The organism is Anaerolineales bacterium (assembly GCA_022866145.1).
In the GTDB taxonomy this organism is placed as follows: domain Bacteria; phylum Chloroflexota; class Anaerolineae; order Anaerolineales; family E44-bin32; genus PFL42.
In genome coordinates, this window is sequence record JALHUE010000246.1 from 1 (window position 1) to 25,761 (window position 25,761).

20 protein-coding genes are annotated in these 25,761 nt (G+C 65.5%); 10 read left to right on the forward strand and 10 right to left on the reverse strand.

The features are described from left to right. The 4 genes from MUO23_07730 to MUO23_07745 all read left to right on the forward strand — a co-directional run. A partial coding sequence (locus tag MUO23_07730) for a hypothetical protein (GenBank protein MCJ7512844.1) occupies positions 1–447 on the forward strand: 447 nt, incomplete at its 5' end. An 11-nt stretch (positions 448–458) separates the two neighbouring features. Continuing rightward, positions 459–1,244 (forward strand): hypothetical protein, encoded by a 786-nt coding sequence (locus tag MUO23_07735; GenBank protein ID MCJ7512845.1) that lies wholly within the window; start codon positions 459–461, stop codon positions 1,242–1,244. Next, complete coding sequence (locus tag MUO23_07740; GenBank protein MCJ7512846.1) at positions 1,241–3,700, forward strand: hypothetical protein; 2,460 nt, start codon at positions 1,241–1,243, stop codon at positions 3,698–3,700. The genes MUO23_07735 and MUO23_07740 overlap by 4 nt, the downstream gene beginning before the upstream one ends. 177 nt (positions 3,701–3,877) lie before the next feature. Next, the gene (locus tag MUO23_07745) at positions 3,878–5,026 is read left to right on the forward strand and encodes an acyl-CoA dehydrogenase family protein (GenBank protein ID MCJ7512847.1); all 1,149 of its coding nucleotides are present in this window, start codon (positions 3,878–3,880) and stop codon (positions 5,024–5,026) included. Positions 5,027–5,346: 320 nt separating this feature from the next. Here the strand turns inward: MUO23_07745 and MUO23_07750 are convergent, their stop codons facing one another. The 7 genes from MUO23_07750 to MUO23_07780 form a co-directional block, all read right to left on the reverse strand. Then, positions 5,347–6,450 carry an aminoglycoside phosphotransferase family protein gene (locus MUO23_07750; protein MCJ7512848.1) on the reverse strand — a complete coding sequence of 368 codons (1,104 nt, stop codon included), beginning with the start codon at positions 6,448–6,450 and terminating at the stop codon, positions 5,347–5,349. Positions 6,451–6,453: 3 nt separating this feature from the next. Further along, positions 6,454–7,407 carry an NTP transferase domain-containing protein gene (locus tag MUO23_07755; GenBank protein ID MCJ7512849.1) on the reverse strand — a complete coding sequence of 318 codons (954 nt, stop codon included), beginning with the start codon at positions 7,405–7,407 and terminating at the stop codon, positions 6,454–6,456. After that, complete coding sequence (locus MUO23_07760) at positions 7,401–8,438, reverse strand: SIS domain-containing protein (protein ID MCJ7512850.1); 1,038 nt, start codon at positions 8,436–8,438, stop codon at positions 7,401–7,403. Before MUO23_07760 ends, MUO23_07755 begins: the two co-directional genes overlap by 7 nt. Then, the gene (locus tag MUO23_07765) at positions 8,435–9,295 is read right to left on the reverse strand and encodes a PIG-L family deacetylase (GenBank protein ID MCJ7512851.1); all 861 of its coding nucleotides are present in this window, start codon (positions 9,293–9,295) and stop codon (positions 8,435–8,437) included. The genes MUO23_07760 and MUO23_07765 overlap by 4 nt, the downstream gene beginning before the upstream one ends. A gap of 12 nt (positions 9,296–9,307) precedes the next feature. After that, on the reverse strand, positions 9,308–10,705 hold the full coding sequence (locus MUO23_07770; GenBank protein MCJ7512852.1) for an ROK family protein: 1,398 nt from the start codon (positions 10,703–10,705) through the stop codon (positions 9,308–9,310). 213 nt (positions 10,706–10,918) lie between these two features. Then, complete coding sequence (locus MUO23_07775) at positions 10,919–12,931, reverse strand: DUF5107 domain-containing protein (protein MCJ7512853.1); 2,013 nt, start codon at positions 12,929–12,931, stop codon at positions 10,919–10,921. Between the two features lie 161 nt (positions 12,932–13,092). Then, positions 13,093–14,283 carry an ROK family transcriptional regulator gene (locus MUO23_07780; GenBank protein MCJ7512854.1) on the reverse strand — a complete coding sequence of 397 codons (1,191 nt, stop codon included), beginning with the start codon at positions 14,281–14,283 and terminating at the stop codon, positions 13,093–13,095. 521 nt (positions 14,284–14,804) lie between these two features. Here MUO23_07780 and MUO23_07785 point away from each other — a divergent pair. The 6 genes from MUO23_07785 (at position 14,805) to MUO23_07810 (ending at position 23,133) form a co-directional block, all read left to right on the forward strand. After that, positions 14,805–16,199, forward strand: coding sequence for an extracellular solute-binding protein (locus tag MUO23_07785; protein MCJ7512855.1), 1,395 nt, complete (start codon positions 14,805–14,807; stop codon positions 16,197–16,199). Between the two features lie 92 nt (positions 16,200–16,291). Then, positions 16,292–17,212, forward strand: a complete 921-nt coding sequence (locus MUO23_07790) for a sugar ABC transporter permease (GenBank protein ID MCJ7512856.1) — start codon at positions 16,292–16,294, stop codon at positions 17,210–17,212. A gap of 22 nt (positions 17,213–17,234) precedes the next feature. Continuing rightward, positions 17,235–18,134 carry a carbohydrate ABC transporter permease gene (locus MUO23_07795; protein ID MCJ7512857.1) on the forward strand — a complete coding sequence of 300 codons (900 nt, stop codon included), beginning with the start codon at positions 17,235–17,237 and terminating at the stop codon, positions 18,132–18,134. A 33-nt stretch (positions 18,135–18,167) separates the two neighbouring features. Continuing rightward, complete coding sequence (locus MUO23_07800; protein ID MCJ7512858.1) at positions 18,168–21,209, forward strand: DUF5107 domain-containing protein; 3,042 nt, start codon at positions 18,168–18,170, stop codon at positions 21,207–21,209. A 97-nt stretch (positions 21,210–21,306) separates the two neighbouring features. Continuing rightward, a complete protein-coding gene (locus tag MUO23_07805; GenBank protein MCJ7512859.1) occupies positions 21,307–22,080 on the forward strand; it encodes a glutamine amidotransferase in 774 nt (257 codons plus the stop codon). Next, positions 22,081–23,133, forward strand: coding sequence for a Gfo/Idh/MocA family oxidoreductase (locus tag MUO23_07810; GenBank protein MCJ7512860.1), 1,053 nt, complete (start codon positions 22,081–22,083; stop codon positions 23,131–23,133). A gap of 835 nt (positions 23,134–23,968) precedes the next feature. Here the strand turns inward: MUO23_07810 and MUO23_07815 are convergent. The 3 genes from MUO23_07815 to MUO23_07825 all read right to left on the reverse strand — a co-directional run. After that, positions 23,969–24,808: a hypothetical protein gene (locus MUO23_07815; protein ID MCJ7512861.1), complete on the reverse strand. Its 840-nt coding sequence runs from the start codon at positions 24,806–24,808 to the stop codon at positions 23,969–23,971. Between the two features lie 462 nt (positions 24,809–25,270). Next, positions 25,271–25,495 carry a hypothetical protein gene (locus tag MUO23_07820; GenBank protein MCJ7512862.1) on the reverse strand — a complete coding sequence of 75 codons (225 nt, stop codon included), beginning with the start codon at positions 25,493–25,495 and terminating at the stop codon, positions 25,271–25,273. Between the two features lie 15 nt (positions 25,496–25,510). Beyond that, positions 25,511–25,761, reverse strand: a 251-nt coding sequence (locus MUO23_07825; GenBank protein ID MCJ7512863.1) for a hypothetical protein, incomplete at its 5' end; no start/stop codon positions are given.

A 25,761-nucleotide genomic window follows, 5' to 3' on the forward strand; every position in this document is an offset into this window, starting at 1 on the left:
CCCGACATCCTGGTGGCCCTGATTGGCAACTCCTGGCCGGAGCAGCTGGCGGCGGCCATCGTGCGCATCCTGCTGATGATCACTGCCTGGAACCAATTCATGTTGTACCGGCTGCTGTATGGGACGGCGGAGTTCGGCGGCGGCGATCCGAACGCGCCGATCATTCCTGAGGTGATCCCCAACCGCGCCCCCAAGCTGGCCGCCGCCGGCCGTCTGATGGCATCGGTGGCGCTGGCGCTAGCAGTGGCCGCCATCCCGCTGACAGACGCAGGCGCAAGAGTTCTGGCTTTGCATCTCGCCCTCGTCCTGGCTACCTACGGACTCGGCCTGGGTGTGGGTGCGGCCTTCTCGCCGATGCCGCGCCGCGGCCCGGCCTTCCAGGCGGCAGGCATCGCCGCCGCAGCCTATCTGCTGGCGCTGATCGTGGGCGCCTGGTCGGTCGCTTGACGACTCGCAGCATGGCCCAGCCCCCCGCCCAGGCACGCCCATCTCCAGCCCCCGTCCCGGCCGGGATCTTGCGCACCTACCGGCCGCCGCCCGCTTACCGAACCCTGCTCTGGGGCATCGCCCTCGCAGCCTGGATTGTGGCCGCGATCCTGGCCGTGATCGGCTTATGGCGCTGGGGACTGGCTGTGCTCCACTACGGGCCGGTGGTCGTCTGGCCCTGGTCGGCGCCGTGGTTCGCAGCCGCAACGGCCGTTGTGGTCCTGTCGCTCTGGCTGACGTTCAACGCCTTCGGCGCCTCCGGCCGAGCAGTCCACGAGCTGCGCACCGGTCTGTTGATCGAGGGACGCCGGGAGCGCACCCATGTACCCTGGACGGCGGTCTCAGGCATCTACACTTCAGCCATCCACTATCTCATCCCCATGTTGAGCACGCCCCGCCTGACGATCGAGCTGCTGTCCCATAGCGGCCGAAGCATCCGCCTGCCGGCTGTGCTGTCCGGGGCAGACCATCTGGTGAGCACCATCAAGGTCCGCACCTACCCCAGGCTGCTCGAAGAGTATCGCCAGGCCTTCAACACCGGCGCGCCGCTGCACTTCGGTCCTCTCGAGCTCAACCGGAACGGGATGCAGTATGGCAAAGAAACGCTAGCATGGGCTGAGGTTGCTTCTGTTACACTCGAGCGCGGGCGGCTGTGGGTCCGCCCGATGAGCGGCCGGGGATGGCGGATCGCTGTCCGGCGCATCCCGAACGCCGAAGTGTGCCTGCAGTTGGCATCTCACCTGGGAAGTGGAGCATGACCCCGACACAACGACGCACTGCCTCCATCCTTTTGCTGGTTGCCTTCCTGGCCGCCGGGTGTGGGCTCGCGCCTGCGGTCCAGGCTCCTGCTGACTCGCCGACGGCTGCCGCCTCCGCCCCTGGGCTGTCGCAGGTGGTCTTTCGGGTTGTGGCCCCGGCCGGCACGGCCACGGACAGCGGCCTGCTGCTGCAGGTGATGGATCCAGTCACTGGCTTCGCTTACAACAGCCAGGTGACCGCGATGGAGTCGATGGGGGACGGAAGCTGGCAGGCGTCCTTGAGCCTGGCTTCGGGATCGGTCATCGACTATCGGTACGCCCGCACGCTGCCCGCCCCTTCCGACGAGTACACCAGCGCCGGCGAGCCGGTCTCGCACCGGCGGGCCTTCGTACACGGCGACACGCTGGTTGAGGACGTGATCGCTGCCTGGCAGGATGCGCCCTTCGGCGGGGACACCGGCCGCCTGGTAGGCCGCCTGACGGATGCCTCGACTGGCCAGCCGCTCCCCGAGATCCAGGTCTCCGCCGGGGGGATGCGCACTTTCAGCGATGGCGAGGGCGCGTTCCGTCTGGATGGGCTGGTCCCCGGACTGCACACCCTGGTCGTCAGCAGCTTGAATGGAGCCTACCTGCCCGCCCAGCAGGGGGCGATCATCGCCGCCGAGAGCGCCACACCCGCCGAGCTCGGCCTGCAACCGGCGATGCCGATCCAGGTGGCTTTCGAAGTGACTCTGCCAGAGGGAACTTTCACTACTCAGCCCTTAAGGGTCGCCGGCAGCGCCTTGCAGCTGGGACATGCGTTCACCGACCTGGAGGGCGGCGTCGGGAGCCTGGCCAGCTCGAGCCCAACGATGGTTCAGGTCGATCCCACCCATGCCCTGCTGCTGCAAGCGCTGTACAGCGGCATGGACTTGCGCTACAAGTACACCCTCGGGGACGGCCTGTGGAGTTCCGAGCGAACGCCTGCCGGTGCGTTCTACACGCGTCAGGTGATTCTGCCGGATCACGATGTGACCCTGTCCGACACCGTCAGCCGCTGGGACAGCGGCGGCAAAGGCCCGCTGGTGTTCCAGGTCACCGTCCCGGACGTGACCCCCCCGGCCGAGCAGATCAGCCTGCAGTTGAATCCCTTCACCTGGTTTGAGCCCCTGCCGATGGCCGCCAGCGGCCCCGGCAGCTGGCAGCTCAGCCTGCTCGGCCCGCTGGACTTCGACTTCCCCCTCACCTACCGCTACTGCCGCAATCTGCAGTGCGGCAGCGCCGCTGAAGTGCCGCCGGGCGAGCCGTCGGCGCGCCAGGCATTGCCGGCGGACGGGCGGCAGGACCGGGCGGACTCGGTCACCGCCTGGGCATGGTATCCGGCGCCGCCAGCCGAAGTCACGGTCGTTGCCCCGGACCTTGTGCCGCGGCCCGGGCTGCAGGCCGGCGTCGAGCTGGCTCCGATCTATGACCTCAGCTGGGCCGCCTCCCTGCCCCAGGCCCTCGCCGAGCTCGCCAGCATCGGGTCGAATGCTGTGATCTTCACGCCGGCCTGGGCGATGCAGGCCGCCTCCCCGACCCCCGTGCTCGGGTTCGAGCCCGGGCTTGGGCCGTTCCAGCAGGAACTGAAGGCGGCGATGGCCGAAGCCACACGCCAGGGGATGCAGCCGATCCTGCATCCCGTGCTGCGGGCGCCCGGCGAGGATGCTCCCGGGTGGTGGGCCGCTTCCCCGCGCGATGGCGCCTGGTGGACGGTGTGGTTCGAAATGTACCGCTCCTTCGTGCTGACCTATGCCCGGGTGGCAGCCGAGGCCGGGGCAGCCAAGCTCGTGCTGGGTGGACCGGAGGTGGCGCCATCGCTCCCCTCCGGCAGCCTGCCCGATGGCTCGCCTTCGGGCGCACCGGCGGATGCCGACCTGCGCTGGCGGGCCCTGATCGGAGAGGTTCGCACCATCTACCCTGGCCGGATCGCCTTCGAGCTGGAGCTGGGTCGGAGGCTGCAGACACCCCCGGAGTTCCTGGAGGCCGTGGACGAGGTCCATGTGTACTTCCACCCATCGCTCGGCCCGGCTGGTGGAATGACACCGGAACAGATGGCCGCCACGGTTAAGGTCCTGGTCGACGGCAGCCTGCTCTCGACGCCCGCCCTTGCCGTCAAGCCGCTGGTGCTCAGCGTCGAGTATCTTTCCGCCGAGGGCGGCGCCACGGGCTGCGTGCCCACCGGCGGCGACTGTCTGCCGCCGTCGGCGTTTGACGCCGGCGGGGAGGGCGCGGCCTCAGTGGCGGTGGATCTGGGGGAACAAGCCAACGCCTTCAACGCAGTACTGCTAGACGCTTATCCGCGTCCGGAGATCACCGGGTTCTTCGCTCGGCGCTACAATCCCACGGCTGCCTTGCAGGACAAGTCCGCCTCGGTCAACGGAAAACCGACGCGGGATATGCTGTGGTACTGGTACTCCCGCATGGCCCTCCGCTGATCCTGGCCGGGGACGGAAGCCTGCAGCAAGATGAGCAGGGCTCCTAGCAAGACGACGCGCAGTCTCGGCCGACGGGGGCCGGACCCCATCAGCCGGGACCGCTCACCAGCCGCCTGAGGCGGATGCCCTTTCAACCATCGACTGGTCCGCCGCCGGCCCATCCATCGGGGAGTAGGCATGGATTTCCATCTGACCGAAGAGCATCGGATGTGGCAGCAAGCCGTGCATCAGTTCTGTGCCGATCGGCTGCGACCGACGGCCGCCGAATTTGACGCCCGGGCAGAGATGAACGTGGAGGCCGTGCGCGCCATGACACCGCTCGGGCTGCTGGGGATGGCGATCCCCGAGTCCCTGGGCGGAGCGGGAGTCGATGCCGTCAGCAGCGCTCTGGCGATCGAGGAGCTGGGCTGGGGCTGCGGGGGTACGGCGCTCACGGTCGCCGCCCACAACGCCCTCGGCTGTGCGCCGATCGCCTTGTTCGGCACGCCGGCCCAGAAGGGACACTGGCTGCCCGGCCTGGCGCGGGGCGAACCCGGCTTGGGCGCTCTGGCCCTTACCGAACCCGGCGCCGGCTCCGACCTGGCCGGCATCCAGACCTCCGCCCGCCAGGAGGCAGGCGAATGGGTGATCCACGGCAGCAAAGCCTGGATCACCAACGCTGCGGCGGCGTCCGTGATCATCACCCTGTGCCGCACCCATGCGGATGCCGGCTCCAGGTCCTTCAGCTTGATCCTTGTGCCCCGAGCCTCACCCGGATTGCATGTCCACCCTGCCGAGAAGAAGATGGGCGTGCGCGCCTCCCCAACCCATGCCCTGACCTATGAGGACGTCCGGGTGCCCATGGATCAGGTCCTGGGCGAGCCGGGTGCCGGCCTCAGCCAGACGCTGCAGGTTCTCGACGGAGGGCGCGTCGGCATCGCCGCCCTGTCCGTGGGGATTGCCCGGGCGGCGCTCGAGGAAGCGGTTCGCTATGCCCGGGAGCGGACGGCATTCGGCAAGACGCTGGCCCAGCATGAAGCCATCCAGTGGATGCTGGCCGACGCCGCAACGCAGATCGAGGCCGCCCGACTGCTTACCTGGCAGGCAGCCTGGTTGAAGGGTCAACAACTCCCCTACAGCAAGCAGGCGGCGATGGCCAAGCTGCTCGCCTCCGAAACCAGCGAGGCCGTGGCCCGCAACGCCATCCAGATCCTGGGCAGCTACGGCTACTCTCAGGAGTACCCGGTCGAGCGCATGTACCGCGACGCCCGCCTGATGACGATCGGCGAGGGCACCAGCGAGGTTCAGCGCATGGTGATCGCCCGCCGGGTGATTGAGGGGGGATAGGGCTCCCCGGGGCCGCCCCTCGATCTTCCGACGGCGGGTCTGGGGTTGGGGTGCGGTCAGGCAGCGGTCCGGCCTAGGCCGGATCGAGTTGCCCAGCCATACTGCGCTCCTCGGAAAGCAGGCAGCCCACAAGCCGCCCAGGCCGCCCCGGTCGGGTGGGCCGGCTTCCAGCCGCGAGCCCCAGGTCATGGAGCCGGATCTCCGGCAGACCGGCCTGCCTGAGAAGCGCCTTGAAGATACCTAGGAGGTTCCGCCGATCCTGCGGGGTGCCGGCCGGAGAAGGGCGGTTTGCCGGTCCGTCCGCGGAACTCCGCAGCTACCTACTCTTGCGCCCAGCGCTGGACGATCGCCGCCATCCGGTCCGCCGCCGCCTCCATGCCTTGCACCATCTTGAATTGCGTCCGGCAGCGGAGGAGATTGTGGTCCGGGGCGTGCGTCTTGAAGTAGATATCCCCCTGCAAATAGTCCGCCAGGAAGCGCATGCCGCATTCCAGGGTCATCAGTTGTGCGGCGAACGGAAGCAGATCGACCTCCTCCTGTTGGAGCAAGCCGCGGGTGGCTTCCAGGTAACCTCGGGTGTACAGCTCGAAGATCCCGATGTCGAACTCGACTCGGGAAAGGTCGGGTTCATCCTCGGCCCCGGTGTTGGCCAGGGAGCGGATGGAATCACCGAAATCATACAGGGACAGGCCAGGCATGACCGTGTCCAGATCGATAATGCACACGCCCTCCCCGTTGCGGTCATCAATCATCACGTTGTTGAACTTGGTATCGTTGTGGGTAATGCGTTGCTTCAGCCTTCCGGCCGCCAGCAGGTCCACAAGGATGTTCATGCTGTCGCTTCGCTGCAGGACGAATTCGATTTCGGGTCGCGCGGAGTCCGCCCGGTGCTTGACATCCTCCTCGAGGGCTCTTGTGAAGTCTACGAACCGCTTCCCGGTGTGGTGGAAGTCCGGGATGGTTTCAATCAGCTCGTCGGCCGGGAAATCACTCAACAGCTGCTGGAACCTGCCGAAGGCCCTTCCCGCCGATGAGACATGCTCAAGGTTCTCGACCGCTTCGTACGTCCTGGCGCCTTCAATGAACACGTAGACCCGCCAGTAGTCGCCTGCCGCGGTGCGGCAATGCGATCTCCCATCCACAGCAGGAATCAGCGTCAACGTCTCCCGAAGAGGATCTCCCCCGGAGGCCTGGATCTTGCGGCTCAGGTGGGAGGTGACGGCGACGATGTTGGCCATCAAGCCCTCGGGGTGCTTGAAGACGTTGTGGTTGATGCGCTGGAAGATGAAGCGTCTTTCGACAGCGTCCTGCCGGTAGACGGCAGCATACGTGTCATTGATGTGCCCCATCCCGTAGGGGCCTCCCGAGACAAACTCGCCGCTGATCGCAAACCGGCGCCCGATGGCCTGCAGGTCCGGCTCCATCCTTCAATCCCACAAGCGCCGGGGGTACACCCCGGCATCTACCAAGGCCGCGATTCGCTTGCGGGCGCGCGGGGCATCGGCCTGGTAGGTCAACCCGTACCAAGGCTCAGGGCTGCTCAGCACCTTCACCGTCGCCTGCTGCCGCACAAGCAACTGGTTGATTGCGTCCGGCAGAAGGAACTCCGTCTCGGTTGGATCGCCGCGCGCCAATTCGAGGAACTCGCCGAAGGCCTCCTGAAGCTTGGGGAAGATCCCGGGCGTGAACCCCCACATGTTCATCGACGCCAGGCCGCCGGGAGGGATGGGAGTCCAGCGGCCGCCTTCGTCCAGAAAGCCTACCCCGCCTTTGCCAGTCTCAATTCTGGCGCGTTCCCTGACTTCGACAAGGTATCCGTCCCGATCGACAACACACACCCCGCGCGAAACCTGTCCGTGCTCAGTCAGCGTGTTCTCCAGCGGAAATCCCACCATGCTCAGATCGAGCAGGCCATCTCGATCGTGGGCCCGCCTCAAGTAGGCCATCAGTGTGGTGAACGATCCCCGTCCGTAGAAATCGTCGGCATTGATGACGGCGAAAGGCGTGGAAATGCAGTCCCGACAGGTCAGGACTGCATGGCCTGTCCCCCACGGCTTGCGGCGCCCGTGGGGAATGGGCCCTGCCCCCAGCAAGGGCATCAGCGTCTGGAGGACGTACTCGATCTGGCAGCCGCGGGCAAGGCTCGCCTGCATTCTCGGCCGCAGTGCTTCCTCGACCGCCTCACTCACGACGAACACCACCCTCTCGAAACCGGCGGCCTGGGCGTCGAAGACCGAGTAGTCCAGGATGATCTCGCCCGCCGGGCCAACTGGCGCAACCTGCTTGAGCCCGCCGTAGCGGCGGCCGATCCCGGCCGCCATGATCAGGATCGCCGGACCTGCCTCACCTCCCTGCCCGGCCGTCCCTGCCCCGGCTACCAAGTCTTGGTCACTTTCTGCAGCCCTCGAGGGTGCTCGACATCCAGGCCTCTCTGCTCCGCCAGATGGTAGCTGAAGAGCTGAGCCGGCACGATGGCCACGAACGGACTCAGCCATTCCGGCACCCCCGCCGGGATGGCCAGCGGAGCCTTTGCCAGCCCGAGCGCCTCAGGCTGATTCGAGATCACCAGCAGGTCCACTTCCCGCGCGTGCACAAGTTCCCGCAGAACGCCAAGCAGGTCTGGCAGTACGGCCCCATCCGGCGCGATGGCCAGAACCGGGAAGCCTCGCTCCACCAGAGCCACCGGGCCATGGAGGAAGTCCGCCGAGGAGTAGGGCGCCGCCATGACATAGGCGAGCTCCTTCAGCTTCAGAGACCACTCGTGCGCCGTGGCATAGTTGAAGCCTCTACCCAGCACGACGCACTTCGTCATGTCCAGGTAGCGGGCAGCGGCCTGCTCGACCATCGGATCCAGCAGCAGGGCCTGGCTGACCCAATCCGGCACAAGTTCCAGCTCGCGCTCCCCCTCGCCTCCCGGCCGCAATCCGACCGAGAGCATGGCGATCGCCATGAGTTGGGCGGTGTAGGTTTTCGTGGCCGCAACTGACCGTTCCGTTCCGGTTTCGGTGAAGACCACCCAATCCGCGGTCGCCGCCAGAGGCGAAGAGGGGTCGTCGGTGATAGCCAGGGTCACCGCTCCCTGCCGGCGGCCTTCCTGCACGACCCTGACGATATCCGGCGACTGGCCGGATTGGGAAATACCGACCACCAGCGCCCGCTTCAGCACCGGAGGTGATTGGTACACACTAAACATGGAGGGCGCGGCCAGGGCCACAGGTATCCGATTGCGGATCCCCCACAGATACTTGGCATACAGCCCGGCATGATCCGAGGTGCCGCGCGCGGCGAGCAGCACAAAATCGACCTCTCGCCGTGCAACCTCCTGCGCCATGCGCCGCACATCGTCCATGCGCCTCGCCAGCAGGCGAGTCAGCACCGCCGGCTGATCAAGGATCTCCGATTTGAGGCTCACCTCGGGGGGTCTCCCAACCGAAGCAAGCGATCGCCGATCTCCTTACGGAACCCATCGATGAAGTGCTGAATGAAGTCCCCCGGCCGAAGGTCCGGGTTCACGATCAAGGGCGTGAGATCCATGGCGAAGATCGTCCCGGTGGTCAGATCGACCCCGTGCGAGGCGTGGTAGGTGGCGTTCGCCCGCCGCCTGCCCAGGGTCGCAAGATCATAGCGCTTGCCGCCGGCGATCTGCGAGTCGAAGACCCCGAGCAAGGCTGCCTGCAGATTCTCGTGCGGCGAGACGTCGAAGGCCACTTTCTCCGAGTCGCTCAGCCAATCTAGGTCCCTCCACACCTCGCAGCCATACAGCCGCTGCGGGCGTTCGACGGGCTTCAAGCCGCGCAAGGCTTCAACCACCCGCAAGGCGACAGCGACATGCGTGTCATGCTTGTCTGCCAGGTTGTGGGTGTAGACGATCTGGGGGAGGCTGGCTGCCAGCACCCTTCGCAGATCCTCCACAACCCCGAGGCCGGCGGGGTCTTTCACCGCCCCGCTGGGATGGTCGAGGAGGACCTGCGCCGCGTACTCTCCGACCACGGCCGCCTTCGTCTGCTCCGTGCGACGGACGGACCGCATCTGCTCGTCCGTATAGTCCCGGTAGGCCCCATCGCGGGGCGACCCGCTTCCGTCGGTTACGACGACGCCGGAAAACCAACGATCCTCCCGCTGGAAGCATTCCAGGATCCCGTGCAAGGCCATGATCTCGAGATCATCCTGATGGGCTCCAACGCCGAGATGGGTCGTTCGCTCCAGAGCGGCATCGGCGGGCAGACCATCCGGAACGAAGATCTCGGCCGTGTCCAGGTGAAAGCGCATGACAGCAACCCCCTATCCAGTGGACGGCAGACTGGCCGCCGCGATCGACTGGCCTACTCTCCGGCTGCGCTCGTCCGGCAATTGAAGGTGGATGCGAGAGGCCAGCTCGGGGAATTCTGAAGCCAAGACCTCCTGGGCCATTCCCAGGATCAACCCGCCGCCCTTGCCGGATGTGCACCGTCCCAGGATCAGCACATGCTTCAGGTCGTAGAAATCGGCGTAGTGAGCGACCGAATACCCAAGGTAGACGCCGATGGTCCTCCAGATTTGCTCCGCTCCTTCCGACCCTCTTTCAAGCAGCTCCTGCACATGCTCCAGCTGAGCCGCCTTGTCCAGGCTCCTCGGGACCTCGATCCCGACCCGCGGCGCCAGTCTGAAAACACACTGCTGAGAGAAGTAGAGCGCGCCCACCCCGGTGTCCCCGGACCACTCATCCACCGCCGCGCCCGGCGAGTAGTCCACCGGTGCAAAGGCCAGTTCGTTCAGCCATCCGGTGATGTTCCCCTCCCGGTTGACGAAGCCCCCTGCCTCGCTTGAACCCATGGCGATCCCCAGCACCGGATTGTCGTCTAGGGACATCGATCCGGCCAGGGCCGTCACATCGCCATCGTTGACGATCTCCAGCGGGACACCCAGTTCGTCGCCCAGGCGCAGGAATAAGTTGCGCACTTCCCCATAGCGCTCCTTCGGGACACCTCGGAAGAGCGAGGCAATGCGCACCTGGTTGTTGATGTAAATCCCTGCCGCACTTCCGCCAATGGCGTCGACGCGCGGCATCTTCACCGAAGCGGCCTGCAAGGCGTTCATGATTTCGCGGTAGTGATAGCTCGGGTCGTCCTGGTTTCTAGGATCCCAGACGACTTCTTCGCTGTACACGACCTGACCGTCCACCACCGCCGAAACCTTCCGGTCGGAGGCCCCCAGATCGAAACCGATACGGCATCCCTCCAGGTGTCTGCCGAGCGGCCGATCCCCCTCTCGTTCTGGCGGAACCGCTCCCGGCTCGCAGGTGACCACGTTGAAATCCTGTTCGTAGACGTCTTCGCCCATGAACTGACAGTCGAAGGCCCGCGAACCGCCTGGGGCGTAGCAGGATCGAAGGTGCTCTCCGATCGCGGCCGCCCCCCCAACATACACTCGCCAGCCGCCCTTCTGCCAGAGCAGGAACTTGAGCAGCCTCTCAGCGTACGCCAGGTTGGCCTGGGCGCGTGCGTGTCCCGCCGGGAGCACACGGGTGTCCATCCGGGAGATGGCACCGCCGTCTCGCTCCAACCCAAGGATCAAGGGAACCCCACCGCCCGCTGCATCGACCTCCTCCAGGAACGCTCGATTCGCCAGGACCGCAGGGCGGAAGCCATCATCCAGGGGCGGGACGAACCTCGGGGCGATCAACCTGAATGCCTCCCTCATGTCCACCCTCCACTCCTTTCGCCCGACGACGGGGGCAGCACACCCGGCAAAGCGTCTGGGTTCGCCTCAAAAGACTCACCCTCCGCCGGTGTCCGCACCGTCACTGGCTCCCCCGGTCGGCGTTTGGACCCTCCCCGCTCTGTTGCTGGCTTCATTCCGGTTCCTGCCAGGCTGCGGTTGGATGGGTTCGGCGCTACCCCGGAAAAGAGACGCCTACCGGATGACATACTCCAGGTCGACCGGAATCGGACCCGTCTGCCTGTCCTGCGGCCCCAACTCCACCCCTTGGGCCGATGGCCTTTCGGACCGCAGTTGAAGCTCCTGGTAGGCAGCCCACAGATCGGCGAGAGAAGTTTCCCCCTCTCTCAAGTCGTCAGGGACAATCCGGTTCTGAAAGAACTCCGCAACGACCGCTAGCTGGCCGGTGGCAGCCGCCGCCTGTGCCTGCAGCAGCCGGATACGACCATGGGCATGGATCGGTGTTGCCAGTTCCGCCAGCAGGTCCAGCCAATCCCCGGGCCGTCCCGCTTCGATCAGCAGCGATCCGCACTCGACGAGCAGCTCGATCTGATCCGGGACGGCCCGGCAGGCCTCCAGCATCAGCGCCACAGCCAGCTGCAGTTGGCCTCGTTCCCACTTCATCACCGCCAGATTGCGCGCCGCCCAGGGAGTCCAACACTCCGCCAGCGACCGCTCCCAGGCGGCTTCGGCTCCCGCATCGTCGCCGGAGAATCTCCTCATGATCCCCAAGTGCAGCCAGGCGTTCCACGGCCCTTCCCCATGGGGCTCAAGCGAGCGTTCTAGGAGCCTCTCCCAGTCGGCGCCGGCGACGAAGGCGCGTGGCGCGAGTTCCGGCGGGGCGGCTGGGAACGTCCCCGAGGCCAAGAGAGTGATCCAGGGCCGCTGATCGTCGCCCAGGGCCGCAGGATCGAAGACCACACCTGGTGTTCGCAGATCGGGGTGCCCCCCCAGCTCCCGGCGCCGGCGCTCCAGCGCCCCCCACCCAGCCCCACGGTGGATCACAGCCTCGGGCGCGGTGTCGGCCAGTTCACCGAGAATGCCATCGGCGGCCGACAGCGACGGGGAGGAGAGCTGCTGCCTGATCTGGTGGGCCGCATGGGCGCAGGCCGCTCCCCACTCATCTCCAAGCGCGAGTGCCGGGTCCATCTCGAGCCGGCCGTAGGCCTCGACCCATGACCGGGCTTCCCCCGCCGCCAGCGGAAAATGTTCAAGCTGCGTGCGGGTCAGGCCGGCCTGGATCTCAACATACGGTTTCTCATTCGGGGCGAGGAATTCCTGCCAATTCCTGCCGGCGCGAGAGTCGCCCCACACCCACAGCTTCCGGCCTGGCATCTTCTCCTGAGAGGCATGGAAGATCCCCACGCCCTCGGATGAAACCGCACCGATCCACGGCAGCCCCTCTGGTCGCAGGTCGAAGAACAGGTCGGCCGCCTGCGGCCAGTTGGAGGGAAAGGTGAGGTCCACGCCCGACGAGCACGGGACCGGCCTGCGCCGCAGGCCTTCTCCTGCCTGACCCATGACGTACACGGCATCCGCCGGGACAAGAACGCGCATACCCGGGGTTTGAGGCACAGCGATGTTGGACCACCAGTACATGGGTATCGACTGCTCGCCCGGGTTGATGATCCGGGGGCGCACCAGGAGCACCGCCGACTCATCGGGTAGGTACACATCGATCTGCACGACGACCTGGCGGAGCCGCTCCCACTCGTACAGCCGCAGCACGGGATTGCCGTGTGCGTCCTGCAGCCGGGCGGCATACATGGGTGAGCAGGTCAGGGGGGAATGTCCGATCGTTCCGACGTTCCACTCGACCCCGCCCCGGAACCATGCGTTCCGCAATCCGAGGTTGCAGAAGGTGATGGCGGACGACTGTGCCAGCAGCTCGGTCTGCGAAGGCTTATGGAGCAGAGACCACAGCCTTCCACCGTAGTCGAGCAGAAAGACGGCCCTGAGCGACCGATTCTCCAGCACAGCGACCGGGTGCGCTTGCGGGCCGCGATTCCGCGAATATGCCTGCTGCATGGCGTACGGCAGCATGCTGCTCACATGGCCGTAGGAGAAGCGCTCCGCCAGGTCAGCCGGGAGGGTTTCTCCTGACCGACCAATGACCGGGATCGGTCTTCGCCGGATCGGCGGGAGTGGACTGGGTTCCCCGAGTTCGGCGGTGGGGAGCGACCACGAGCTGAAGGTCAGATCACTCATCGCAGCGCGAGGCCTCCCACTGGGGTGCGCAGCTGAACAGGCACGTCCCAGCCGACAGCCGGTGAGGGTGGACCCAGCCCTTCGGTCGCGTGTACCGACAGGCACGCCTCAAGCTCGCGGGTGTGGTTCACCTGTGCCGGTCTCAACCCTCACCCCTAGACCTAGAGGAGCCCCAGCTCGCGTTGGAGGATTAGGGCCGATGCCCCCAGCACCACCATGTCGGATCCTGTCTCCACGACGCCCAGCTCAGTTGCCCTCGCCAGGGCGGGGAGCGTCCGCTTCTCCAGTTCGTCTTGCATCGACTCGAGCAGGAATTGGCCCAACAGATCCCCACATCCGCCCACCAGGATCTTGCAGCTCCCCAACACACCCACGAGGTGGGAAGCCGCGATCCCCAGAGCGCGGCCGGCCTCGCGGATCACCGTGCGGATGGGCTCGTTTCCCGCCTGATACCCCATCAGCAGCGTGTCCAGGGTGATCTCCTCCGGGTTGCCGACAAAGTGATGCAGCGAGGAATCGGGATTCGCTTCGAGCGCCGCCCGGGCGCGGGAGGTGATGGCACGGGTACTGGCGACCGTCTCCAGGCAGCCGTGGTTGCCGCAGGCGCAAAGCTGGCCACCCTCTTCAACCACCACATGCCCGATCTCGCCCGCCCCCACGGGATCGCCGTGCAAGAGCTCACCGTGAATCACGATCCCGGCGCCGACACCCCAGCCGACGTTGATCACGACAAGCGGCATCTGATCCTGACGGTTGTCCTGGTAGGTGTAGGCGGCCAGGGCCGAGAGCTGGCAGTCGTTGGCCATGTAGACCGGCAGGTGATAGCGTTCTTCGAGCAGCTCACGAAAGGGGACGTAGCGCCAGTTGAGGTTGACCGACTGCCGCAGGATCCCCTTCGCCGAATCCACCAGCCCAGGCGCACCGATGCCAATGCCCAGGATGGGCTTGCTTGCCGCCGCCAGCAAGGCATCGGTCAGTTCAAAAACCAGAGCGAGTGCCGCTTCGCCGTCTCGGCCATCCAGCGGGAGCTCGATCCGATGGTGGATCGTGCCCCGTAGATTGGCCAACACCCCGCGGAAATCCCGCCGCGACAGGTCAATCCCGATCAGCTGACGGGCATCGTCCACCACGCTGAGCAGGATGGCTCGCCGGCCGCCGAGGGAGGGTGCCAGGCCGACCTCCTCGACCAGGCCCCGGCCGATCAGATCGGAGACCACGTCGGAAATCGTCGGCGGCGTGAGCCGCGTGGTCCGGGCAACATCGGCGCGGCTGACCGGGCCACCCGAGTAAATCGTCCGCAGCACCAGCCGCGTGTTGTGGACTCGGGTTCTGCCCTGGGTCGCCTTCTCCATCCTCGCCTACCGCCTGCCTGGGAGCCCAGATAGTTAAGCCGCTTTCTTAAGACCAGTGTACGGCAAATCGACAAGCTGTCAAGTGAGCCGCCGGGGGCTACAGCTGCTCGGGCATGGGCAAGAGTTCGGCCGAAAAACGTCGTGCTCGCCCCTGCAAGTTGACAAGGAACCAGGAATGCTCTATCATGAGATGAATTTGTAAACCTAACTAAGTTAGTCGACTTTCGCTCGATCGAGTGACTGTCGCGAGGAGCGACATCGCCCCTTGTCGAATTGCGCCGACCCCGCCAACGTGGGAAACTCCTGCACCCACCCTGGATACGAGCCGTACGCTCCTCAGCCAAGAGGCTCGTCCCTATCCCGCCAACGATCTGCGCCTCTTCCCCGGCGAGCCTGAACCGTGAAGCCGGGTCGAACCCTGCCTGAAGAGAGGGAGGTGGATCTCTAGAGAGAACCGTGCAGAGCCGCCTTAGTCGTTTCGACAGCATAGTCACGACATCAAGAGAATGGAGAGAACCCACATGACACCCAAGAGACTCCCAAGCCTGCTCTTCCTGTTGCTCGCAGCCCTGACGATCGCCGCGTTGGTTGGAGGCTGCGGGGCTCCCGCCGCGGCTCCGCCCGAGGCTGAGCCTGCCCAACCGGCCGAACCGACAGCTGCCGCGCCGGCGGGGGGCGAAGCCGCTGCCCCGACCGCGCTCGATTTCGTGGTCTGGTCCTACGGACTCGAGACGATTCAGGACAACATCAACAACTTCCAGGCAGCCAACCCCGAGTGCCAGATCAACCTCAAGGACTACTCGTGGCTGGATTACCATGACACGATGGTCGGACGGTTCGCCGCCGGCGACCCCCCGCCGCTGCTGTACGGGTCGGACCACTGGCTGCAAGAATGGGCTTCGGCCGACTGGCTGGCTCCGCTCAACGAGCCGTTCCCCCAGGTCACCGACTACAGTGGTGAGCTGGCCCCGTACGCCCTTCAGGGAATGACCTACAACGACAACGTGTATGGCCTGTCCTACTACGCTGATACGATCGACTTCGTCTACAACGAAGACCAGCTCAAGGCGGCAGGGTTCGACGCCGCGCCTCAATCCTGGCAGGACCTGTGGGACATGTCGGTGGCGCTCAAGGAGCAGGGAATCACCGAATACCCGATGATCCTGGCCTTCTCGCAGTCAGAAGGCGCCTCGATCGAGGCCATGATCTCCATGATCTACGGCCGCCACACCGGTGAGGCCGCTCTGTTTGACGCCGCCAATAAGCCGACGTTCAACTCCGAAGGCAGCTCCGCCTACGAGGCGATCGAATGGCTGAGGAAAGCCTATGACGCCGGCCTCCTCGATCCCGCCAGCCTGGCGACCGCCGAGATCGACCAGGTCAAGAGCATGCAGTCCGGCGCCCATACCTTCACCATCCTGCCTCAGTACAACATGGCGGAGCTGAACAAGCCCGACAGCGGGGAGTTCGCCGGCAAGTTCAAGATCGCGCTGATGCCCGGTGACAGCCACGCCACGGTCGGCTACGTCCGGTTCTACGCCATGAGCCCCAAGGCGGCAGAGATGGGCGATGCAGCCCTTGCCTGCTCGTGGAAGTTCCTCGAGTACTTCGGCGGAAAGACCGATGGCACCTACACCGTCGTCAAGCGCTGGGCCGTCGAGAACGGGCTCGGTTTCGCCCAACTCCCACTGTTCCAAGACCCCGATGTGCAAGAGGCCTTTGGCAAGTGGGGAGATGTGGACATGATCGCCGCGCAAGCCGAGTTGGCGCGGGCCAAGGAAGGCCTGACGCCATGGTTCGGAGCTTGGGACGTCTTCACCCGGGCAGAAATCCACAAGGCCATTCTCGGCCAGCAGAGCACGATGGACACACTCGGCAATATGGAAGCAGAATGGAATAGGCTAGCCGCACAGTAACCGAAGCGTGCCACGGATGGAGGGCAACCACTGTACTCCGAGCAGGTTGCCCTCCATCCTTCGTTTCAGCACGGAAGCGGAGGTGGGCAGGGATGGCATCCTATCCGGCACCAGCCAAGAAGCGCCGCGGAATGCAGCTCGGCCAACAAGTGTATCCGTACCTCTCGATCCTCCCGGTCCTGCTGGTCATCGCCTTGTTCGCCATCTATCCGATCATTCATGCCGTTCGCATGAGCTTCTTCCAGTACTTGCTCACGCGGCCCAATGACCACGCCTTTGTCGGACTGGGCAATTTCGTCGAGGTGGTGACGAGCTCCTACTTCAAGAACTCGGTCCAGATCACCGCCATCTACGCCCTGGCCGTCGTCACCGGAGTGCTCCTCTACGGGCTCGGAATTGCGCTGCTGCTGAATTCCCGCGTGCGGTTGGCGGGCGCCCTGACGATCGTCATCCTGCTCCCCTGGGCCCTGCCGGCTGTAGTCAGCGGCCTGCTGTGGAAATGGATCCTCAACGCCGACTTCGGCATCCTCAACGGAATACTCTATGCCCTCGGCCTCATCGACAGCTACATCCCCTTCCTGGCCGACCCCACCCTGGCCAAGCTCAGCCTGATCATGGCGTTCATCTGGAAAGAGGGTCCGCTGGTGGCGATCTTCTTCCTGGCGGGGCTGCAGCTGATTCCCAACGAGTACTACGAGGCCGCCAAGATCGACGGCGGCGGGGCCTGGAGCATTTTCCGGTACGTCAAAGTACCGCTGCTGCGCCCCGTCTTCTTGATCGTCATCGTCTACGAAACCATGACGGCCATTCTGACCTTCGACACGATCTACGTGATGACCGGCGGAGGTCCCGCCAACGCGACCGCGCTCATCAGTTGGTTCGCCTACGCCGAGATCTTCAAGGGCCTCAACCTTGGGCACGGCATCGCCCTGGCGATCTTGATCGCCGCCGTCACGCTGGTCTTGATCATGTTCTACCTGCGAGCCCTGAAACCGGAAGATGCCACCTCGTAGCGGCAGGGAGAGATAGGGCACCATGAATCAGAAAATCACCCGCAGGGCCGAGACGATCTTCCTCAACGCTCTGGCGCTGCTGCTGATCATCTTCATCGTCGGGCCGCTGGTATGGGTCGCCGTGGCCAGCATCCAGGGCGAGAACGAGCTGCTGCGCCACCCGCCACGCATCATTCCGCAGAACCCGACGCTTGACAACTACAACTACGTATTCACCGGGAAGATCCCCACCTCCTATGAGGTCAAGGGCCAGCTGCGCAGCCGAATCTCCCAGGAAGCGCGCCTGATTCCGGCTGCCCTCAAGAACAGCTTCATCGTTGCGACCTCGGTGATGGCCGTCAATCTGGTGATCGGTTCCGTGGCCGCCTACACCTTTTCCCGTTCGCACTTTCGCGGCAAGAAGGCGACGCTGAACTTCATCTTGGCCAGCCGCCTGCTGCCTGTGATGGCCGTGGCCATCCCGTACTATGTCATCATCCAAACCCTGGGGCTCCTCGATACCCACATTTCGCTCATCCTTGTCTACATGGCGCTAACCCTCCCCTTCACCATCTGGTTTCTCACATCGTACTTCAACGGCATTCCCCGGGACTTCGAAGATGCTGCCGCCATCGATGGCTGCAACACGCTGCAGGCTTTGACACGCGTGGTCGTGCCGATCGCCCTTCCCGGCTTCGTGGCCGCGGCCGCCTTCGCCTTCATGACCTCCTACAACGAGTTCCTCTTCGCCCGCTTCCTGACCCAGTCGATCGACTCGCAGACCGGGCCGGTCATCATTTCATCCATCGCCGGCAATCCCGACGCCAGCTATACCCTGATCTCCGTCGCCATCACCCTGGGCTTGATCCCACCGTTGATCCTGGCAATTACGCTGCGGCGATGGCTGACCGAAGGACTGTCAACTTCGATCACCTTCCGCTAGTCCGGTCCTTGCGATCGGCGCTGGAGAAGCACTGTGGCAGATTCCAAGAGCGAGCCGGCGAAGGTCGAGTGCCGCCGCGGCGAGTTGACACTCCCCACCTATCGCCTTTTGGGAGAGAACCGGAATCCGGTCTTCCATTCGCAGTATGGGGTGGCGCACATCTACCCTTACACCCTCCAGGATGAGATCGCCTCCTCGCCGACCGATACGCGCTACCGCACCCTCGAGCTTGAGAACCGCTACCTGAGGCTGACCGTCCTTCCCGAATTGGGGGGCCGGGTGGTTTCGCTCTACGACAAGATCGCCGGGCGGGAAGTGTTCTACAAGAACTCGGTGATCCGGTTCTCGCCGCTGGCCATCCGCGGCGCCTTCTTCTCCGGCGGCCTCGAGTTCAGTTTCCCAGTGGCGCACGCCCCAACGACGGTCAGCCCGGTCAACTGGGCTATGACAGAGCAGGCCGATGGCAGCGCTTCGATCCATATCGGCGGAATCGAGCACATGTCCGGCCTGCGCTGGACCGTCAGCCTCAGCCTGTTCCCGGACCGCTGTGCTGTCGCTCAAGATGTCCGCCTCTCCAATCCCACTCCGCTTCCCGGTCGCTACCACTATTGGACGAATGCCTCAACGCTATCGGATGATCGGACTGAATTCATCTACCCCCTGCGGCGGGTCCGCTCGTACGAATTCGCCGGAACCGCTTCCTGGCCGATTGCCCGCCTGGACCTGATCGCCGGCCAACCCGGCCTGCCAGGGATGGAGGGCGTGCCGATGTGGCCGGCGGGGCGGATGCACGCCCCGGTCAGCTTCCGCTGGGAGAAGGACATGCTCGCCCAGGTGTCCATCTTCGGCCGGGAGGTGGCCGCCGACTTCTTCGGCGCCTGGCAGCACGCCAGCAACACCGGCTACGCCCACTACGCCGACGCCAGGGACGTGGCGGGGATGAAGCTGTGGTCCTGGGGGCGATCCCCCGTCGGAGTTGTCAATCAGACGGCGCTGACCGACGATGGATCACTCTACGCCGAAACCCAATGCGGGGCCATGGAGACCCAGCTCGATTTCGAGTTCATGTCTCCAGGCGGGACCCGGGCTTGGCGCGAATGGTGGATTCCGCTGCGCGGGCTGGGCGGCCTGACCTGCGCCAGCCCCGAAGCCGGGGCCCGGCTGGCCGTGACGCCGGGCGCCGACGACCGCATGGACCTGGTCGTCGGCCTGTGCCCGGCGCGCCCTATGCAGGATCTGCGTCTGACCGTCGGGCTTCCCGGCCAAGTGCTTGTCGACGAGAAGGTCACATGCGCCCCGGAGAGGCCGTGGTCGAAGACGATCGCGATCGAACCGCGTTTGCTGGCTGATCGCCCGCTCTCCTTGCGAATCGCAGACGCGGCTGGCGAGGTCCTGCTCGAGTTCGACCATGACCGAAGTGCCGTCCCCATCGAGCTTGCGCCTGCCTCGCAGGAGGTCGCCGACGACGGCCCCGACGGCTGCTTCCGCCAAGGGCTTGAACACCAGAAACTGGACAACCGGCTGCAGGCCCTCGAGGCATACCGCCGAGCGTTGAGTGTCGATGGCGACTATGCTCCGGCCCATCTCCGGCTGGGGCTGATGATGCTCCGCGCAGCCGACTTCGATTCGGCCCGACAGCATCTCGACGCAGCAGCCAAGGGCAGCGCAACTGAGGCCCAGTACTACCTTGGCCTGATCTGCCGGTACCTCGGAGATCCGCGGGGCGCGGCAGCTCACTTTGCCGGTGTTCCGCGGGATAACCCACTCTGGTCGCCAGCTCAGCGCGGGCTGGCTGGTGTCGCCCTGCTGGACGGCTGCTGGCAAGACGCCGTCACCTTGCTGCGACATGCCGGCGCGGAGGACGGCCACTCCGACCAGGACACCCTGCTCCTGGCCATCGCGCTTCGCTGTGCAGGCGAGACGGACGCCGCCAGCTCAGCCTTGCGCTCCATCCTCTCGGCCGATCCCCTCTGCCTTCCCGCGCTTCACGAGGCCGGCCGGCTGGATCCTTCGGCGGGCAAATCCAGCACCCGGACGTTGGAGCGCTTGCTGGCCGACGATCGCCAGTACCATCTGGACCTGGCATGCTTCTACCTGGATCACGGCCTGTACCAGGACGCGTTAGTTCTCCTGACAGAGGCGGCCGGGCTCTGGAACAATCCCATGTGCGCCTATCTCGCAGCCTTCGTGGCGGCCGCCGTTGGCGATCACGATCTGTCGCGCCGCTGGTCCGAGGTCGCGGACCAGGGCGAGCCTGACCTGGTCTTCCCCAGCCGGCTGTGGGAGATCGTCGCCCTGCTCCATCACCTGCAGCTCCCCTCCCCGCATGCGAAGGTCAAGTACTACCTGGGCAACTTCTACTACGCCTACCAGCGCCATGCCGACGCGGCCCGCCTGTGGGAGGAAGCCCGGGGCCAGCTTGGGGACTCTGACGTCCTCCTGCGCAATCTGGGTATGCACGCCTGGAATGTGCAGCACGACCCTGCGCGGGCGATCGGGCTGATCCAGCAAGCGCTACGGCTGAATCCCGCCAACCAGGATCTCTATCTGATCCTGGACAACATCTGCCGCGAACAGGACCTCGGCGCAGAGCGCCGCGAGCTCCTCTCGGCCATTCGCCGGCTCGATCCACCCCGCGAGGATGTCCGCAAGCGGATGCTCTCCATGATGGTGGACCTCGACATGCATGAGGAGGTGCTGCGAATTCTTGCGACGGAGACGTTCGGTCCACTTGAAATGGATCAGAGCTTCCACCATGCGTACGTTCGAGCGCTCTGCCTGCGGGCGGAGGCCCACATGAGGGCAGAACGGCTGGAGGAGGCAGCTCAAGACTACCGGCAGGCCTTGGACTATCCGAAGAACCACGGTGTGGGCCGGCCCACAACCAGCAATGACGCCGAAATCCTGTACCGTCTGGGCGGTGTCTACGAGAAGCTCGGCCGGTTCAAAGAGGCCATCGGCGCCTGGCGCCTCGCCGGGCAGGAGCATCACGCGTTCGCCGAAGCGCTGCATCCATTCGTCCAGCTTGCGCTTGACAAGCTTGGCCGATACAGCGAGTTGGGCTTCGAGGTCTAACCCTGCAGGAGGCGGAGGCGCATCGGTGCCGGCACAGCACTCCGCCGCGAACGGTTGGCAATCTCACGCTCGTTCAATCACGAAAGGAGTACAGACAATGAAGGTTCTCTACGCAGGTGATGCGGCAGCCAAGATCGGCCCGATCTTCGTTGCCTCGCCTTTCAATGTCGAGGTGAAGGGTTTCTCAACGCATGTATGGGGGAAGCCGCTGATTGACGCCCTGACCGAGGGCGGGATCGAGGTCTTGCATATGAGCCCCGATGTGGCGATCGCCGATTTTCCCCGCACCGTCGAAGGTCTCTCCGAGTACGACGTGCTGATTCTCAGCGACATCGAATGCGAGGTCCTGGCCTTGTACCCCTTCTGGATCCCCGGGGCGGAGTTGCCTCGCACCAATCGTTTGAAGGCGATCCGGGAGTACACCCGCAACGGCGGCGGCCTGTTGATGATCGGCGGGTGGACGTCGTTCAGCGGGCGGTTCGGTCACGGAGGCTACTACGACACGCCCGTCGAGCAGGCCCTGCCGGTCACGTGCCTCAAGGGACTGGATGACCGAGTCGAGACGCCAGAGGGCGTGCACGTTGCGATCCGACAGCCCGAGCACCCGATCCTGAAGGGGATCCCGTGGGCGGACTGTCCGGTCTTCGAAGGCTTCAACCGGATTCTCCCCAAGGAAGGGTCAAGCGTACTGGCCACAATCGGCGAGGGCGAGGACGAGAATCCCCTGGTCGTCGTCTGGGAGTTCGGCAAGGGGCGCGCCATGGCCTTCTCCACGGATTGTTCGCCCCACTGGGCGGCCTATTTCCAGCCCTGGCAGTACTACGGCCAATTCTGGCGTCAGTCGGTGAAGTGGCTGGCAAAGGCTACTTGAATGGAACAGGTGTCGTACGGCGTCATCGGCTCAGGGTTCATGGGAGGCGTACTGGCGCGCACCGCCTCACAGCTAGGCTACGCGCGCTGTGTCGGCGCGGCAGACACGGACCTCGACCACGCCCAAGCACTCGCCCAGGCATTGGGCTGCAAGGCTTACACCAGCATCGAGCAGATGCTTGCCCGAGAGAAGCCAGCTGCCGTGATCATCGCCACCCCTGAAGACTCCCACTGCGAACCCGCCCTGGCGGCCGCGGCCCACGGATGCCACATCTTCATGGAGAAGCCCCTGGCTACGTCGCTGGCGGACGCCGACCGCATTCTGGAGGCCTGCGCCCATCACCGGGTCAAGCTGATGATGGGCCATCTCCTTCGCTTCGAGATCAACTACGCCATGATCGAGAGCGCTATCCGGGAAGGGGAGATCGGCCGGTTTCTCTCGGCCTACGCCCGGCGGGTGGCCCCCATTTCCGAGGCGCGCCGGCTCGGCGGCAGGGTCAGCCCGGTCACCTACATCGGCGTGCACGATATCGATCAGATGCTGTGGTACCACCCCCAGCCCGTGCGCTCGGTGGTCGCCCGTGCCGTGCGCGGCAGGGTGTGGGATGAGCTGCACACCTTCGACAGCGCCTGGATCACACTCGAGTTCGCGGACGGGGCGCTCGGTATTCAGGAGGTGGGTTGGTGCCTGCCGGAGGGATGGGCAGGGTGGAACACCCCGGCGAGCTGGGGCGGGTTCGGCGACGTGTGCATGAATGTCCTGGGCACCGAGGGCGTGCTCAACCTCAACTTCACTCCGATGAACCTGGTCGCCTGCACCCGTGACGGCTGGAAGCTGCCTGATACCCGGCACTGGCCGAAGATGGATGGGGAGTATGTCGGGGCGGTGAAGCAGGAGATGGAGCACTTCTTCGGCTGCATCCTGAACGACCACCAGCCCCGGGTCGGCGGCATGGACGGACGGCGGGCCGTCGAGGTTATGCTGGCGGCGGAGCTCTCCATCGCCGAGGATCGCATCGTCCGACTGCCTCTCGTCCAGGGAGTCGTGTCATGACCTCGCCTGGAAAGCCTTCCCTCGCCCGCCGCCCAGCTCGACCGCCCCCGAGCTATCTCGCTCCCCACATGCCTTTTCGGTCCGGCGAAGCCTCCGCAGCGCCAGCAGCTGCTGTTGATTCATCGGCAATCACGCAGCCGAAGTACGGCAAGCGATCGGGCCGATCCCAGGCTTCCCCACACGCCTGCTGCTGACGACGAGAGCACCATCGCTGGGCATGGGGCTTCGGGGACTCCTTGAGACGCAGCCGTAGGACGCCTCGAGGGTGATGACCCCACGTACGGTGATCGACAACGAGGAAATCGCTGCCGACACCCCGGCGGCGGGTTGCCTGACCTCCGGCACCGATCGGCTGTCGTGAGAGGAAATGCCCGGAATTGTCCGTGGGGAACTTTCACTCACGGCTCCAAGACGCCTCCACCGGGCCACGAAGCGGTTGCTCCGGTGTAGAGCCTCCACAGACCTCTCCATCACGCGCAGGCGGGCGCTCTTGGATGCCGATCGGCTTGGGCCCGGAGATTCTCGCGGGGGTTGGCTGCGCGCCGGTCTTGGCTGCCCTCATGCTGGCACTGCGCGCCTGCCGCGCCAGGGCTTGGCGGGCGGTATGCCCTCAACTTGGGACCTGTGCTTCTGCCGGAGCCAAGTTCCTGCAGGCAAAGGGGAATGCCAATCCCCAGTGGTCTCTCAGCCCCGGGAGGACCCAACCCCCCGATCGTCACTCGCCCGAGGCAAGGTCAGCCGGGTCCCGACGGATGCATGCGGTGAAGGAGCGTGCCCGGCCTGGCGAAGGGCGCCGCGCCGGGCTTCGTGGGCCGGGCGCTCCCCCAGTCCGGAATCAGCGGTCGCGATCGCTTCGGGCAACACCGCGCGCGAACAGCGCCAAGGGCCCGAAGCCGATCAGGCCCATCAGGGAGACGACGAGCACATCCGCCAACGCCAACGGCACGTTGGCCAGGAGCGGCTGCAGCAGGAGATAGGCGATCAGCCCGACGAACAGCATACTGGCCAGGAACAGCAGCCCTGCCCCGAGCGAGTAGCCAAGCGGTCTTCGCCGCCAAAGCTGGATCCCGACGGCAATCCAGGCAACGCTCAAGATCAGGTCGGCAACCAGCACGCCCAGCTCCGTCGCCGGGATCGGGAGCGCGTTCACCAGGGCGCTGGTGATCACACCCAATGCGCGCAGCCCCACCAGGACGCCAAACACGACCAGCGCCCCGCCGCTGAGCCGCTCGAAGACAGCGCCCTCGATCCGATTCTGAACGGCCGCCCCATTGATGCGGCTGAGGAGCACGGCCAGCGCGCACAGGCTGAGCACGATCAGCCCCCCATACGCCACAGACGCCGGGCCGGGCGGGACCCCCACAAGATAGGCGATGTAGTTGTAGAGCACATAGAGCAGCGCTCCCGGCCAGAACAGCAGTCCGATCAGCCTGCCGCGTCGCGTCAGAGCCATCGCGACCAGGAGGATTGGCAAGCCGAGGAAGAGGTTGACCAGATCGTTGGCGACAAACGACTGCAGCGACTCGGGCGTAGGGTACAGACTGGAAGAGAACAGCCAGCCGGCGGCAGATGCGATCGCCGTGCCGATCGCGATGACCAACGAGAGCAGCTCAGGCAGGTGCAGATCGCCGGTGAGGGGCAGTCGGCTCGGCCGAGCTGGTTCAGATCCACCCATTCCTTCGTCTCCTCAACCTGGCAAGCGGCGGCCGGGCCCTCCGATGATCGCGCCCGCTGGTCATCCGGTCTTCCGTCGCCACGGCCCCGCGGATCGCTGTCGGACAGTGGACTCGGGCGAGGCCGCTGACGCCGCTCAGAATACCCGACTGCATGTGGCAGGGCAAGCGAACGCGCTGCGGCACCGCCCCTCGCTGGGCCTCGACGCCGCGTTGGCGCGTTGTCAGCCGAGCCGAGATGGGACGCCGCGCTGACCCTGTCATCCAGTCTGTCAACCGGGAGGATGCTTGCTGTTCGCCTGGCGTGTGGAGAGCTGTCGCAGCCGGGAGCATCGAGGGATGAGCATGTCCGGCCGGCCCGCGCCTGGCTGCAGATACTCGCCAGACGCCGACCGGCCGGCTACTCCCGCAATCAGACCACGCGGGAATCCATCCAAAGCGAAAGGGATGACGGGCCGTGCCCTCTAGGGAGCGGCGGCCAGTAGTGCGGCCTCCAACTCCTGCGCACTCACCAGCCCCACCCACTGCTGGATGATCTCCCCCGAGCCGTCCAGCAGGAAGATGTGCGGCTGCACCCGGTAGCCAAACTGCTGCTTGAAGACATCGTTGCGCGGGTCGTCGATGTCGAGATAGACGAAGTCGATCTGGTCGCCGTATTTCTGCTCAAGCCCGTGCACGACGGGCGCCATGCGCTGGCAGGTCGGTCACCAGAAGGCGAAGAACTCGAGCAGCACAGGCTTCCCGGCGCCCAGGGCGACGGTCGTGGGATCGGTCGCTTCCAGCCCCGCCCGCGCGGTGGGGGTGGCGGACGAGGATTCGGATGCGGCGGGTTCAGCCGGGGGGGCCGCTTCCGGCGCCGTTGGCTGGGGCAGCGGCCCGGGCGGAGCCACTTCGGGCGCCGTTGTTGGGGCGGCTCCCGGCGCGCAAGCAGCTATAAGCAGGGCGACCACCAGCA